The sequence below is a fragment of the Microbacterium sp. Kw_RZR3 genome, from assembly GCF_029222405.1.
Taxonomy (GTDB): Bacteria; Actinomycetota; Actinomycetes; order Actinomycetales; family Microbacteriaceae; genus Microbacterium.
Map to the genome: position 1 here is coordinate 1 of NZ_JARHXC010000048.1, position 14,044 is coordinate 14,044.

Consider the following 14,044-nt stretch of genomic DNA (forward strand, 5'->3'; position numbering starts at 1 on the left):
CAACGAGAGGGGCGCGCGATGACAGATGCCACGATCCCCGCCGACCTCCGCGACGCCTTCGACGCGTACGAGCGCGCGATCGTCGCGAATGACCTCGACGCCCTCGACGCCTTCTTCGCGCCGGGGCCCGACACGCTCCGCGGCGACCCCGCGGGGCTGCTCGTCGGACACGACGCGATCAGCGGGTTCCGCTCGCTCCGCGGCGGTGTCCCCCCGCGCGACATCACCGACGTGCACTACCGCCCGCTCGGGCCCGACGTCGCCCTGCTCATGTCGGTCTCGCGCTTCCGCGGCGGGGGCCGGGGCCTGCAGACGCAGGTGTGGCAGCGCATCGACGGCGGCTGGCTCATCACCGCGGCCCACGTCGCACCGCGCACCCCGCCCCTCGACCGTTCGATCTGGCGGAGCGTGGGCGATCCCTTCCTCCAGGGCGCGTGGGAGGGGCCGCTCGCGGGACTCACCGTCGCGGTGAAAGACCTGTTCGCCATCGCGGGCTTCCGCATCGGGGCGGGCAACCCGACCTACCTCGAGGGGGCACGGCCCGAGAAAGCCACCGCACCCGCCGTCGCCGACCTCCTCCGCGCCGGAGCGTCGCTCCGCGGCATCGCCCGCACCGACGAGTTCGCCTACTCGATCGCCGGCGACAACGTGCACTACGGCACCCCGCCCAACGGCGCGGTCGTCGGGGCGCTCCCCGGCGGGTCCTCCAGCGGACCGGCATCCGCCGTCGCCGCGGGACACGCCGACATCGGCCTGGCCACCGACACCGCCGGGTCCATCCGCGTGCCGGCGTCGTACCAGGGACTGTGGGGACTGCGGACGACGCACGACCTCGTTCCGCGGCAGGGCATGCTCCCGCTCGCCCAATCGTTCGACACGATCGGCTGGCTCACCCGTGACGGCGACACGCTCGAGCGCGTGGCCGAGTGGTGCCTGAGCTACGACGGGTCGGCGTCGACCGAGAACGTCTACGGTGCGTCCGGCGACGACCTGCCGTGGCGGTTCCTCGTCCCCGAGGAGATCCTCGCGTGCGTCGAACCGGCGACCCGCGAGGCGTTCTCGAAGATGTTGGCCGCGCTCGCGGCATCCGACGAACCGCCGCCTTTCCGCGCTGTCGAGGCGGGCGATTTGGATGCCGCCTTCACGACGTTCCGTACCGTGCAGGGGGCCGAAGCCTGGCGCAACAACGGCGAGTGGCTGCGGGCGCACCCCGGGGCCGTGGGTTCGGCGGTCGCCGAGCGCTTCGACATCGCCGCGCGGATCACCGCCGCAGCCGAGGCCGATGCGCGCCGAGATCTCGAGCCGATCGCGGCGCACCTGGCCGAGCTCGTCGACGGGGCCGTGCTGATCTTCCCGACCGTGCCCGGCCCGGCGCCGCAGCGCACCGCTGATGTCGATGCGGTTCGTGCGGCCACTCTTCGCATGACGGCACCCGCCGCGATCGCGGGGCTCCCCTCGATCTCGGTGCCGCTGCTGACGGTCGACGGCGCGCCCGTCGGCGTGTGCCTCGTGGCGCGTGCGGGGACGGACATCGCGTTGGTCCGTCTGGCTCGGCGTCTCGCGGCGCTCGTCGAAGCGGGGGTCGGCCGATGACCCGCGGAACTCCGTCGCCCAGCCGTGCGAAACTCCTGACTTCTCACCCGCCGACGCGCGCGGTTCTGCGCGGCGGCTCCTCGCGTGACGCCTGGGCATCTTCCCGCGCGAAACTCCTGAGATTCGAGCGCCACCTCGCCATGAGACCGGTGCCAGCGGTCTCCGCGGCCAAATTCTCAGGAGTTCGGCACGCCGGCTCGCCCGCGTCGCTTCACCCCGCCCGCCCCCGCACCACGGAGTCCCGATGACCCACCTCCCCGGCCCGATCGACCCGCCCGCCCGCCTGCTCATGGGCCCCGGTCCTATCTCGGCATACCCGAGCGTGCTGCGCGCGATGGGAGCCCCGCTCGTCGGGCAGTACGACCCGTTCATGACCGCGACGATGAACGAGACACAAGAGCTCTACCGGCAGGTCTGGGGCACCGCGAACGACGCGACGCTCCTCATCGACGGAACGAGCCGCGCCGGCATCGAGGCCGCGATGGTCTCGCTCATCCGCCCCGGCGACCGCGTGCTCGTCCCCGTCTTCGGCCGCTTCGGACACCTTCTCGCCGAGATCGCGGAGCGCGCGCTCGCCGAGGTGCACACGATCGAGGTGCCGTGGGGCCAGGTGTTCCCGGTCTCGACGATCCGCGAGGCCGTCGAGCGCGTCAAGCCGCACCTCGTCGCGTGCGTGCAGGGCGACACGTCGACCACGATGCTCCAGCCGCTCGACGAGATCGGCGAGATCTGCCGCGCCCACGACGCCCTCTTCTACACCGACGCCACGGCCTCCCTCGGAGGCAACGCGTTCGAGATGGATGCCTGGGGCCTGGATGCCGCGACCGCAGGCCTGCAGAAGTGCCTCGGCGGACCCTCGGGTTCGGCGCCGATCAGCCTGTCCGACCGTGCCGTCGAGGTTGTGCGCTCGCGCGCCCGGGTCGAGGCAGGGATCCGGGAGGAGGGGGATGCCGTGGCCTCCGACTTCATCCGCTCGAACTACTTCGACCTCGCGATGATCCTGGATTACTGGGGCCCGCGGCGCCTGAACCACCACACCGAGGCGACCACGATGCTCTACGGCGCGCGGGAGTGCGCGCGCGTGCTGCTGCTCGAGGGTCGTGACGAGGTCATCGCGCGGCACCAGCTGCACGGCGACGCGATGCTCGCAGGCGTCGGAGGCCTCGGCCTGACCGTCTTCGGCGACGTCGCGCACAAGATGACGAACGTGGTCGCGGTCGAGATTCCGGATGCCGTGGTCGGCGACGCCGTGCGCAGCGAACTGTTGAGCGACTTCGGGATCGAGATCGGCACGTCGTTCGGTCCGCTGCACGGGCGCGTCTGGCGCATCGGCACGATGGGCTACAACGCGCGCAAGGACGCCGTACTCACCACCCTCGCCGCCCTCGAGACGGTGCTGCGCCGGCACGGCGCGTCGGTGCCCGCGGGTGGCGGCGTCGAGGCCGCGCAGGACGTGTACGGGGCTGCCGTCCCGGCCGGGGCCGCCGGATGAAGACCCGCCTCCAGGTCGAGCCCGAGCGCATCTCCGCGGCCGCACGCCGCGTCATGGGGCGTTGCGAGGAGCTCGCTCGCGTCACCGCGACGCCCGGCAGCATCACACGCGTGTACCTGTCACCTGAGCACGCCCGGGTGAACCGCCTCGCCGCCGAATGGATGCGCGAGCTCGGCATGACCACGCGACAAGACGCGGCGGGCAATCAGGTCGGCCGCCTCGTTCCCGTCGGTGCGCCCGATGCCCCCGCCCTCATGCTCGGTTCGCACCTCGACACGGTTCCGGATGCCGGCCGCTTCGACGGCATCGTGGGTGTGCTGATGGCGCTCGAGGTCGTGCGGCTCCTCCGCCGGGTGGACGACGAGGGCACGGTGTCGAGTCCCTTCCCGTTTGCTCTCGAGGTGATCGCGTTCTCGGACGAGGAGGGCACGCGCTTCGGCAAGGCGCTGCTGGGTTCGTCCGCCGTGGCCGGGCAGTGGGACGAGTCCTGGTGGGACCTGACGGATGCCGACGGCTCCACGCTCCGCGAGGCGTTCCGCGAGTTCGGCCTCGATCCGGGCCGCATCGGCGAGGCCGCGCGTCGGCCCGACCAGCTCGTGGGCTATCTCGAGGCGCACATCGAGCAGGGTCCCGAGCTCGACCGGGCGGGTCTTTCGCTCGCGGCGGTGTCGTCGATCGCGTCCGCGCGGCGGTTCCAGCTCGTCGTCGAGGGAGAAGCGCGGCACGCCGGCGGCACACCGTATGACATGCGCCGCGACGCGCTCCTCGGGGCGAGCGAGGCGGCGCTCGCCGTCGAGCGCATCTGCCGCGGCGAGCATCACATCATCGGCACGGTCGGGCAGCTCGAGGCGTTCCCGGGTGCCGTAAACGTCGTGCCCGGTGAGGCGCACTTCTCGCTCGATCTACGGGGCGAGTTCGATGCGACCCGCGATCACACCTGGGACGCGATATCCGCGGAGCTGGATGCCATCATGGGCCGCCGTGGTCTCCGCTGGCACGCGCGTGAGGTGCACAGCGCCCCGGCGGTCTTCTGCGAACCACTCCTGCAGGACGTCGTGCGGGCGGGAATCGGCGGCGATGCCCCCACCCTGTTCAGTCGTGCGGGGCACGATGCCATGTCGATCGGGGCGATCACCGGTGTGGGGATGCTGTTCCTCCGAAACCCGCAGGGGATCAGTCACCACCCCGACGAGTCGGTGGCGGCGGACGATGTCGCGGTGGGGATCCGCGCGCTGGCCGAGGCGGTGCTGCACCTGGGCGCGGAGTCGCGGTGACGGCGTGACCTTATCGGCGCGGCGATGCCCGAGCGATCCTCCACGTCCGGCGGCTCGACTCGCCCTGGGGCCAGTGCACGGTGTGGTTCCGCGATTGGCTGCGGGCTCACCCCGCCGAGCGCGACCGGTACGCGCGGATCAAAGAGGCGCTGAGCGCGGAGCAGGTCGGCAAGACCGACTACGACGACTACACGCGGGCGAAGACGGTGTTCTTCGACGAGGTGCAGGTTGAGTTCGAGGGGTGGGCGGCGAACTCACAGTGATTCACGAGCGGGTGGGGTCTCAGTAGCGAACCAGTGTCGATCCATCTAGGAATTGGCGGTGACGTCCGGCCGTGTTCAGGGCGCAGGCCGCTACTGGACTGGGCCGGACGTCACCGGAAGGGATCTTGTTGTTCACAATCCGGAGGGGATCCAAGATCCCCGGTAGAGCGACCTCACCGCCGATGCCGCAGCGGGCGGCAGGCACCTGCCAAGGCGTTGCTGGGATCGCGGGTCGAGCAGGTTTGGGTAGACCTCACCTTGGCATCAATGGCGCAGTGGTGCTTCAGCATGCTCCCTGCATAAACGAGACATAATCCGTTCCACCCACGCTTGCTCCCTTAGCGTGAGTCACGCCGGTGGCAAAGACGTTGTTGAATGAGTAGAGGTTGGTCCCGTCCAGGAACCAACCCCATCCTCCGACGGGTATGGCTGTGCTCGGAACGCTGTTCGAGGTGACGTTACCCCCAGCAGAGTCGACAGAGTGAGCCTTTCCGTTTTGCATGTATGTGACGTAATCGATATTGAGGCCGCGAGTTCCCACGGCACTGGTCACGCCAGTGGCATAGACGGTGTTGAAGTAGTACAGGGTCTCCCCATCAAGGAACCAGCCCGCCCCGCCGACAGGAACTGCCGTGCTGGGAATCGCGTTGTAGGTGACGTTCGATCCAGACGAGTTGGCGGCGTGCGCCTTTCCGCTCTGCATGAAGCTGACGTAGTCGACGCCGTAAATGCTCGTACCGACGGCACTCGAGACGCCTGTCGCGTACACGGCGTCGAAATAGTAGAGGGTGGTCCCATCCAAAAACCACCCCCATCCTCCGACGGGTATGGCCGTACTAGGGACGCTGTGAGACGTCACGTTCCCCCCGGCCGAGTCCACGGAGTGCGCTTTACCATTCTGCATGTATGTGACGTAGTCGATTCCGTTCCCTCGAACCCCGACAGCGCTACTTACCCCGGTGGCGTACACAGCGTTGAAGTAGTAAAGCGTGGTTCCATCCAAGAACCACCCGGCTCCACCGATCGGAACGGCGGTGCCAGGAATGCCGCTGTAGGTGCTGTTGCTTCCGGAAGCGGTAGCTGAATGAGCCTTGCTTGCCGCTGGAGCTGCCGCAGTGCTGGTTGCGGTCGTCGTCGCGTGCATCGCCTTGAGTACGCTTTGGCCACCCTGGCCTGGCACGGCTATTGACGGTAGCGCCACCTTGCCACTTCCGTCGCTCACGCCGGTGTAAGAGGCTGAGCCACCCGAGAACTTGTAGCCGGCGCTCAGCGTCGTCGTCACGCTCTTCCCCGCTGTCGCGACGCCGTTGACGGTCACCGTCACGTAAGCGCCGGAGATCGTGCCGCAGGCCGTGCCGTTGTAGGTCGACTTGTCGAAGGCGAGCGTCACGGTGTCGGACGCGGCGGCGAGCGGGGCCAGGCTCGCCGCCGCAATGACCGGGACGGACCACGCCGCACCCGTAAGAACCGTGCGGCGCGTGGCAGAAGGGGCAGTGTTGTGCTGCTCGATGTCGTGTGACATAAGAGACCTTTCGGATGGGGTGGCGCCCAGCTTTCGGGTGCTTCTACACAGGAGCCAAACGCAGGTTTTCATCACCGCAGAGGGTGACGACACAGCGGTGGTGTTGGCATCCGGAGTCTGTGAAGTGTGAACGCGGAGGTGATTGATTCGGGGGTTGGCGGGGCGCGCGGGCGAAGGGCGGTGAGGGTGGAACGACACCTTTCGAGAACGGAGCCGCGTGACCCGGAACATGCGCGCCGAGGGGGCTGCGGTCGTCGAGTGGTTTGCGCAGCGTTCGCTCGTGGCGACGCCGGTCTCGCAGGGGCCGTCCGTGCTCATCGTCGACGAGTCCGAGGTCGCCGGCGTGGTGGTCCGCCGCCTCTGGCACACCGCCCTGACGATCGAACCGGCACCGAGCCCACGGACGGGTTCGACCCTCGTGCTGCAGGCGGAGGGGTCGGTCGGAGTGGGTCTCGTTGGTTCCGCCGCCGATCTCGGCGCGGGGGACGCGCTGGTCTATCCCGATGCCGACCTTGTGGGACTGCGCGTCGCTCGGCCCACGGCGCGTATCGAGGTCGCCTCGGCCCACCGTTTGTTCGAGGAGCCGGCGCAACTACCGGGTGCGGATGACGGGCCGGTGTGGCGGGCACTGGCATCCACCGTCAACGCGATCTTGAACGGCGACCATCGCTTGGGCGTCACCGCCGAGTCAGCGCTCGGACGCGCGATCGAGAGCCTGTGCGCGGCGCTCATCGCCGGGCGGGCGGGGGCGGATGCCGAAGCCTCCGGGTTCCGCTCGGCCCAGGCCACCTTCGCCGCCGCGACGCGCCTGCTCACCGAACGCGCCCCCGACCCGCGATTCACTGTCGAGGAGCTCGCCGACGCCCTGCACGTGTCGCGGCAGTACCTCGCTCGCGTCTTCGCGCGGTACGGAAACACCCCGAGTGCCGCCCTCCGCGCTCGACGCCTTGAGCTCGCCGACGCGCTCGGGGCGAGCGGCCTTCCGCCCGACGAGGTGGCGCGACGCTCGGGCTTCCCTTCCGCGAGGGCTCTGTCGCGGGCGCGGAGGGAGCGGGATCTGCGGGTGTGATTCCGTGCAGCCGTGCCGAGAGCGCCACCCTTCTCGGTGGAGATGCTTCGCGCGGACTGATCCACCCGTTGTTCTGGGTTAGGGCCCATAACCGAGAACAACGAGCCCGTTAATCCATGTTGTGAGCCGCATTCGAGATCAGCGGGGCATCGACGCAGTCCACGAACCCCGCACTGGCCCGCACCCCCGCCGCGATCCGCGCGACAGAATCGACGCATGACTGAGGCCGTTGGCATCCTGAATCTGACCGCTTTCGCCGCGGAACCCGGTGGGGGCAACCCTGCGGGGGTCGTGCTCGACGCGAGTGCGCTCGCTGACGCCGACATGCAGCGGATCGCGGCCGAGCTCGGCCACCCCGAGACCGCGTTCGTCACGGGCCGCGACAGCGAGCGGGTGTCGGTTCGCTATTTCTCTCCGGATGCCGAGGTGCCCTTCTGCGGTCACGCGACGATCGCGACCGCGGTGGCGTTGGCCGAGCGGTCGGGCGTCGGCTCGTGGGTGTTCGCGACCCCCGCGGGCGACGTCGACGTGGTCACGACCGGGGAGCCGGGCCGTATCGCCGCGGGCTTCACCAGCGTCGAGCCGCACGTCGCCGACCTCGACCCCGAGGTGGCCGCCCGGCTCCTCGACCTGCTGGGCCTCGCGGACGACGACCTCGACCCGCGGATGCCACTCGCGCAGGCCTTCGCCGGAAACGTGCACCCCGTGGTGTCGGTGCGCTCGGCAGCCACCTTCGACGGGTTCGGCTACGACCCGCTACCGGTGCGCGCGCTGATGGACGAGCGCGGGTGGGCGGGCACGGTCACCGTGATCCACGTCGCGGGCGAGATCGGCGACGGTATGACCGTCGAGGCGCGGAACATCTTCCCGGTCGGCGACATCCTCGAAGACCCCGCGACGGGCTCCGCCGCCGCCGCGCTCGGCGTCTACCTGCGCGACCGCATCGCCGTGCCCGCGCCCTTCCGGTTCACGGTGCGGCAGGGGCGGCACATCGGTCGGCCGAGCATCCTCGAGGTGGACGTGCCGCCGAGCGGTGGCATCCGGGTGTCGGGAACGGCTGTGCCGCTGGCGGGGTGAGCGGGTTTGGGGCGCGATTATCCGTTTGGGGCGTGAAATTCCCCGCCCCAAACGGACGAACGCGCCCCAAACCCGGCTACGCCGTCCCGCCGGCCAACCTCCACACGCGATCGCGCGAGAACGGCAGCTCGTAGCCGCGACGGCCGAGGGCGCGCGAGACGGCGTTGCCGATCGCGGCGCCGACCGGGTTGTAGGGCGATTCGCTCATCGACTTCGCGCCGAAGGGGCCCAGGGTGTCGTCGGTCTCGGCGAAGTACACCTCTGTGTCGGGGACGTCGGCGAACTGCGGCACGCGATACGTGCGGAACACGGGGTTCTGGACCACGCCGTCCTCGAGGTACACCTCTTCGTACAGCGCGCCGCCGAGGGCCTGCGCGGCCCCGCCCTCGATCTGCCCGCGGCACTGCGCCGGGTTGATGACGACGCCGGCGTCGGCCGACTGGATCGACTGCAGCACCTTCACCGTTCCCGTCTCGGGATCGACGGCCACCCGCACGGCGTGGACGTTGAAGGCGAGCGAGCGGAAGTCGCCGAGCTCCGCGCCGTCGGCCGTGAGCCCGTGCTCGTCGCACATCGTCGCCGGCGCGGCCGCGACGATCCGCTCCCACGTGACGAGTTCGTCTCCAGCCAGGACACCGGATGCCACCAGCTCGGCGGAGGCGGCATCCCCTCCGGCCAGCTCCACGGCGATGTCGATCATGCGCCGCCGCAGCATCGAACAGGCGACGTGCAGCGCCTTGCCCGCGACCGTGGTTCCCGCCGACGCGAAGGCTCCGGTGTCATGCCGCACGGCGTCGGTGTCGGCCGTCCACAGCTGCAGGCGCTCGTGCGGCGCGTCGAGCACCGTCGCCGCGATCTGCCGGTGCACGGTCGAGGTGCCGTTGCCGAACTCCGCGGTGCCCACCCGCAGCAAGTAGGTGCCGTCGGGGCGCAGGGTCGCGGTCGTGTGCGCGATGTGCCCGCGCGGGGCCATCGTCGCGATCATCGCCGCGGCCATGCCCTCGCCGACGAGCCACCCCTTCGGCGCCTCGGTGTCGTTGCCGCGGCGCAGCGCGTCCTGGGCCAGATCGAGGCACTGGTCGAGGCCGTAACTGCCCCAGATCAGGTCTTCCTCGTACTTCTCGTCGTCGTCGGGGTGAAGGGGGTCGCCCTCCTTCACCGCGTTGATGCGGCGGAGGTCGAACGGGTCGATGTCGAGCTCCTGGGCGAGGGCGTCCATCGCCGACTCCACCGCGAACACGACCTGCCCCAGCCCGTAGCCGCGGAACGCGCCCGACGGCGGGTTGTTCGTGTACACCGCCTCGGCGTCGATCCACTTCGTCGGCACGCGGTACAGCGTCGTCGACTCGGCGCACGAGTGGAACAGCACGCCGATCGCGTGGTTGCCGTAGGCGCCGGTGTCGCTCAGCACGTCGATCTTCATCGCGGTCAGGCGCCCGTCGGCATCCGCTCCCAGCGTGGTGCGCACGCGCATCGGATGCCGGAGCGACGCCCGCACGAACTGGTCGGTGCGCGAGAACTCGTACGCCACGGGGCGGCCGAGTTTCAGCACGGCGAGGGCCGTGAGGTCTTCGGTGAACAGCTCCTGCTTGCCGCCGAAGCCGCCGCCGACCCGGGTCGCGAACACGCGGATGCGGTCGCGTTCGAGGCCGAGAATGTGCGCGAGCTCGTTGCGGGCGAGGAAGGGCACCTGCGTCGACGAGCGGATCACGAGACGGCCGTCGTCGTCGAGCCAGCCGACGGCGCCGTGGGTCTCGAGCGCCGCGTGCGTGACGCGCGACGAGGTCCACTCGCCCGTGACGGTCGCGTGGCTCGCGGCGAGAGCCGCGTCGATGTCGCCGCCGTGGCCGGTGTGGAACCCGGCGACGACGTTGCGTCCGGCATCCATCACCCGCTCCTCGGGCGTGCGGTCGGGGTGCAGGAGCGGGGCGCCGGGGGTTCGCGCCTCTTCGGGGTCGAAGACCGCGGGCAGCACGTCATAGACGACACGGACCGCGCGGACGCCGGCATCCGCCGCCTCCGCCGTTTCTGCCACGACCGCCGCGACCCGCTGGCCGACGTGGCGCACGACGTCATCGAGCATGCGCGTGTCGTCGGGGTCGTCGGTGCGGTGCTCGTGGCGACCCGTGGAGTAGCGGATGTCGGGGACGTCCTCGTGGGTGAACACCGCGACGACGCCGGGGACGGCGAGGGCCGCCGCGGTGTCGATCGCGACGATCCGCGCGTGGGCGTGGGGCGAGGTGACGACGCGCAGCACGAGCGGGGGACCGCCGGGCACCGGCTCATCGAAAGTGAACGGTTCGCGGCCCTGCACGATGCGCTGCGCGGCCTCGGGGATGGTCGGTGAGCCCACGCGGCCGTCTGCTGCGCCTGGGCGTGGTTCATCTGCATGACCCGTGGGGCAGGAGTGATCTGTTGGGGCGGCAGGGAGGGCCGTGCGGTCATGGGTCATGCATCCGGACCGCTCCGCTTGCGCGGCACCGGCGCCGGTCTCGCGCACGGGACCCAGGACCGACTCGCGGATCGACTCGCGGATCGGGCGGTAGCCCGTGCAGCGGCAGAGGTTGCCCTTCATGCGACGGTCGAGGTCGGGCAGATCGGCCGCGGTCAGGGTTGACGCAGTGACGCTCATGCCCGGCGTGCAGAACCCGCACTGGAAGCCGAAGCCCGACGCGAGGGCCTCCTGCACTGAATGCAGATCGTCGCCGGGAGCGAGGCCCGCGGCCGTCGTGATCGCGCGCCCATCGAGACGCATCGCCGGGATGATGCACGAGTGCGTCGGCTCGCCGTCGAGGAGCACGGAGCACGCACCGCAATCACCCGCGTCGCAGCCCTTTTTCACCTCGACGTGGCCCGTCTCGCGCAGCAGCGTGCGCGCACACTGACCCGGTCGGGGCTCGGCGTCGACCGGCTCCCCGTTGACGTGGAACCTCACGCGATGCCTTCCCGTTGCGTGCCGACCGGGCACCGTGCGTGCCGCGCTCCGGAGGAAGCCGACCGAATCCGACTAGCGCAGCCCGCGGCGCCCGGAACTCCGGAGCGCGGGACGGCGACGCGGCGTGCCGCGCTCACGCGTTGCCCTCCGCGAGGTCGCGGGCGAACGCCGCGCGCAGCCGCTCGGCGAGCACGACACTCACGCCGCGCCGCCAGTCAGCGCTGCCCAGCGGGTCGGTGTAGAAGTCGGTCGCGGAGGCCACGGCATCCCGAAGCTCTCCGGCACCCGGAACGCGGACGAATCTCAGCACCCGCGGGCGTCGGACGGCGGCGGTGACGACGAAGACCGCCGAACCGTCCGGATCGACGCGCGCGGTCACGACCGCCCCCGAGCGGCCGAGTTCGGCGAGCGCGATCTTCTGCAGCCCGACGCGCGAGCGCAGCGCGTGCATCGGGATGTCGAGGGCGCGCACCACCTCGCCCGGGGCGAGCGAGGTCGCCTGGTTGTCGATCACCAGGTCGGCCACCGCGATCACGCGCTCGCCGCCGTCGGGCGTCCAGATGAGGGCCGTGGCATCGAGGGTCGACAGCATCGCGATCATCGCCCCGGCCGCGAAGGCCTGACAGACGTTACCGCCGACGGTCGCGGTGTTCCAGATCTTGAACGACGCGAGGAGGGCATCGGCGGACGGGCGGGCGAGCGCGAGCGAGGTCCACTCGGCGGGCGCCTCGGTCTCGGCCCAGGCGAGAAGGCGGGCGATCGTGCAGGTCGCGCCGATGCGCAGGCCGTCGGGCGTGATCTCGACGTCGGGCCAGCCGAGGGTCGTGAGGTCGACGAACCCGGTGGTCGTCGGCTGCGGCTCGCTCATCAGCCAGGTGCCGCCCGCCATGACGACCTCACCGGGCGCGAGCGCGAGATCGGCGCGCGTGCGCGCCGGGCGGAACGAGGTGACGGTGGTGATGTCCATGTCAGCCCGCCAGGATCCTGCCCGACCAGCGGCCGTCGGAGAGCGTGTAGTGCTGGCGCGTGCTCTGCCCGATTGGGTCGCCGCGCCAGAACGTCAGGGTGACGGGACGCAGGCGGAAACCGACCCAGCGCGAAGGCGGGTCGAGCGTCGGGTGTGCGGCGTCGAACTCGGCCCACAGGTGCTGACGCGCGGCGGTGTCGAGCTGTGCGTTCTCGCGCGTGTTCAGCCACGCCAGCAGCTGCAGGTAGCGCGAGCGCTGGGCGTAGACCGCCGCGGCCTCCGCGGGGGTCACGCGCTCGACGATTCCCCGGACGACGAGCTGGCGCCCGACCTCGGGCCACGCCACGGCCATCGCGGCCACCGGGTTCGCGGCGATCTCGGCGACCTTCGCGCTCGCCTCATCGGTGTGGAAGGTCAGGCCCGCGGCATCCCTGTCGCTGATGAGCACATGGCGGAGGGACGGGATGCCGTCGAGCCCAATGGTCGAGAGGGCGGCGAGGGGGCGCAATTCGCTGTCGTGCGACGGCAGCCACCGGACCATGAGCGCGATCGGGTCGGCGACGAGCACGTCGGTGACGTCGACATCGGAACCGAAGGTGGTGCCGGCCGTGATCATGGGTCCTCCCGGGGGCTGGGGTTATCGCCGAGCGTAGGGATGCCGCGTTTCGGTGATGTTGCCACCACGAACATTCGCCGAAACACGGCGTCCCTACACTCGCGGCCATGAGCTCGCTGCCTCTCATCGACGTGTGCCCCAAGCGCATGGAATACGGCCCGTGCGGGGGTGTCGGCTTCGACGGCTCGTGCGAGATCGACGCCGCCCATCGCTGCGTGTTCCTCCCCCGTCCGACGGTGCCGTGGACCGGCGTCGACCGCACGACCCCGGTCGGCCCCGGCCCGCGAACCGCAGCGGCGGCGGACACCCTGGCCTCTCTCGACACCCGTCCGTGGGTCGTGGCCGACCTGCCGGCGCGGGCGCTGAGTGTGGCATCCATCGACGGCTGCGCCGCTGTCCTCTCGGGAGAGGTGGATGCCGTCCTCGCCGGCGACGCGGGAACCGCGCGCGTGCAGTTCCCTCCCGCCTACCGCGCGCACCTGTTGCAGCGACGGGGGCTGCGCGTCTGGACCGGGCTGAACATGCGCGACCGCAACCGCGTCGCGATCGAGGGGGAGCTCGCGGCGCTCGCGGTGGAGGGCGTGGCCGGGGTGCACTGCGTCACGGGGGACCACACGCAGACGGGTCACCGGCCGGACGCCGCCCCCGTGTTCGACCTCGACTCGACCGAGGCGGCGGCGCTCGCGCGGGCGGCGGGGCACGTCGTGTCGGTGGCCGGGTCGCCCGCGGCCCCGCCGGTGGAGCGCCGCGCCGCGCGGCTGCGCGAGAAGCTGCGGGCGGGTGCCGACGTGTGCTTCGTCAACCACGCGGGCGGCGCGGAGCCGGTGCGGCGGTTCATCGACGAGGTGGGGGAGCCGGTGCGGTACATCCCCTGCGTTCCGGTGGTCGTCGACCACGCCTCGGCCGCACTGCTCGAGTCGTTCACGACGCTGGTGCTGCCGGACGGGTTCCTGTCGCGCGTCCGCAGTGCCGCAGACCCTCGTGCCGAGGGAATCGCTCTCGCGGTCGCGCTCGCGGAGGAGATGCTCGCGATCCCCGGGGTGGTGGGCGTGAACCTCTCCGGCGGTCGCGAGGGCGCCGAGGAGTCGTTCGCCGAGGCGATGGCGGAGGTTGCGCGGCGTCTGCGGTGAGGGGCGCGGCGGCCGCGCGGGGCGTGCGGCCGGGCGGGGCGTGGGGTCGTGCGTCGCGGGCCGCCGCCCGCCGCGAGTTCGTTGAGTGTCCAGGACACGCCGCAAC

At 71.0% G+C, this 14,044-nt stretch carries 11 protein-coding genes; 7 read left to right on the forward strand and 4 right to left on the reverse strand.

Annotated features, from left to right (window positions below; translation table 11 throughout):
• Positions 1 to 18 precede the first annotated feature (18 nt).
• The 4 genes from P2P98_RS02125 (at position 19) to P2P98_RS02140 (ending at position 4,622) form a co-directional block, all read left to right on the forward strand.
• Positions 19 to 1,593 (forward strand): AtzH-like domain-containing protein, encoded by a 1,575-nt coding sequence (locus P2P98_RS02125; protein WP_275796756.1) that lies wholly within the window; start codon positions 19 to 21, stop codon positions 1,591 to 1,593.
• A 244-nt stretch (positions 1,594 to 1,837) separates the two neighbouring features.
• Entirely contained in the window at positions 1,838 to 3,085 is a 1,248-nt protein-coding gene (locus P2P98_RS02130) for an alanine--glyoxylate aminotransferase family protein (RefSeq protein WP_275796737.1), read from the forward strand.
• Positions 3,082 to 4,359, forward strand: a complete 1,278-nt coding sequence (locus P2P98_RS02135) for an allantoate amidohydrolase (RefSeq protein WP_275796739.1) — start codon at positions 3,082 to 3,084, stop codon at positions 4,357 to 4,359. Before P2P98_RS02130 ends, P2P98_RS02135 begins: the two co-directional genes overlap by 4 nt.
• A 35-nt stretch (positions 4,360 to 4,394) precedes the next feature.
• Positions 4,395 to 4,622 (forward strand): GrpB family protein, encoded by a 228-nt coding sequence (locus tag P2P98_RS02140; RefSeq protein ID WP_275796757.1) that lies wholly within the window; start codon positions 4,395 to 4,397, stop codon positions 4,620 to 4,622.
• 283 nt (positions 4,623 to 4,905) lie between these two features.
• On the opposite strand, the gene P2P98_RS02145 is transcribed toward P2P98_RS02140, so the two are convergent.
• Entirely contained in the window at positions 4,906 to 6,144 is a 1,239-nt protein-coding gene (locus tag P2P98_RS02145; RefSeq protein WP_275796741.1) for a hypothetical protein, read from the reverse strand.
• A 217-nt stretch (positions 6,145 to 6,361) separates the two neighbouring features.
• Here P2P98_RS02145 and P2P98_RS02150 point away from each other — a divergent pair, with 217 nt between their 5' ends.
• Together P2P98_RS02150 and P2P98_RS02155 are read left to right on the forward strand one after the other, a co-directional pair.
• A complete protein-coding gene (locus tag P2P98_RS02150; RefSeq protein WP_275796743.1) occupies positions 6,362 to 7,213 on the forward strand; it encodes an AraC family transcriptional regulator in 852 nt (283 codons plus the stop codon).
• A gap of 216 nt (positions 7,214 to 7,429) precedes the next feature.
• Positions 7,430 to 8,290: a PhzF family phenazine biosynthesis isomerase gene (locus P2P98_RS02155; protein ID WP_275796746.1), complete on the forward strand. Its 861-nt coding sequence runs from the start codon at positions 7,430 to 7,432 to the stop codon at positions 8,288 to 8,290.
• Positions 8,291 to 8,366: 76 nt separating this feature from the next.
• On the opposite strand, the gene P2P98_RS02160 is transcribed toward P2P98_RS02155, so the two are convergent.
• From P2P98_RS02160 to P2P98_RS02170, 3 genes are all read right to left on the reverse strand, one after another.
• On the reverse strand, positions 8,367 to 11,225 hold the full coding sequence (locus P2P98_RS02160) for a molybdopterin cofactor-binding domain-containing protein (RefSeq protein ID WP_275796748.1): 2,859 nt from the start codon (positions 11,223 to 11,225) through the stop codon (positions 8,367 to 8,369).
• A 133-nt stretch (positions 11,226 to 11,358) separates the two neighbouring features.
• A complete protein-coding gene (locus tag P2P98_RS02165) occupies positions 11,359 to 12,192 on the reverse strand; it encodes an FAD binding domain-containing protein (RefSeq protein WP_275796750.1) in 834 nt (277 codons plus the stop codon).
• A gap of 1 nt (position 12,193) precedes the next feature.
• Entirely contained in the window at positions 12,194 to 12,808 is a 615-nt protein-coding gene (locus P2P98_RS02170) for a pyridoxamine 5'-phosphate oxidase family protein (protein WP_275796752.1), read from the reverse strand.
• Between the two features lie 107 nt (positions 12,809 to 12,915).
• Between P2P98_RS02170 and P2P98_RS02175 the strand changes: the two genes are divergently transcribed.
• Positions 12,916 to 13,938, forward strand: a complete 1,023-nt coding sequence (locus tag P2P98_RS02175; RefSeq protein WP_275796754.1) for a methylenetetrahydrofolate reductase C-terminal domain-containing protein — start codon at positions 12,916 to 12,918, stop codon at positions 13,936 to 13,938.
• Positions 13,939 to 14,044 lie beyond the last annotated feature (106 nt).

Coding starts and splice junctions, on each gene's coding strand:
- P2P98_RS02170 (WP_275796752.1), bottom strand. CDS start 12,808: ATGATCACGGCCGGCACCACCTTCGGTTCCGATGTCGACGTCACCGAC.
- P2P98_RS02175 (WP_275796754.1), top strand. CDS start 12,916: ATGAGCTCGCTGCCTCTCATCGACGTGTGCCCCAAGCGCATGGAATAC.
- P2P98_RS02130 (WP_275796737.1), top strand. CDS start 1,838: ATGACCCACCTCCCCGGCCCGATCGACCCGCCCGCCCGCCTGCTCATG.
- P2P98_RS02135 (WP_275796739.1), top strand. CDS start 3,082: ATGAAGACCCGCCTCCAGGTCGAGCCCGAGCGCATCTCCGCGGCCGCA.
- P2P98_RS02165 (WP_275796750.1), bottom strand. CDS start 12,192: ATGGACATCACCACCGTCACCTCGTTCCGCCCGGCGCGCACGCGCGCC.
- P2P98_RS02125 (WP_275796756.1), top strand. CDS start 19: ATGACAGATGCCACGATCCCCGCCGACCTCCGCGACGCCTTCGACGCG.
- P2P98_RS02155 (WP_275796746.1), top strand. CDS start 7,430: ATGACTGAGGCCGTTGGCATCCTGAATCTGACCGCTTTCGCCGCGGAA.
- P2P98_RS02145 (WP_275796741.1), bottom strand. CDS start 6,144: ATGTCACACGACATCGAGCAGCACAACACTGCCCCTTCTGCCACGCGC.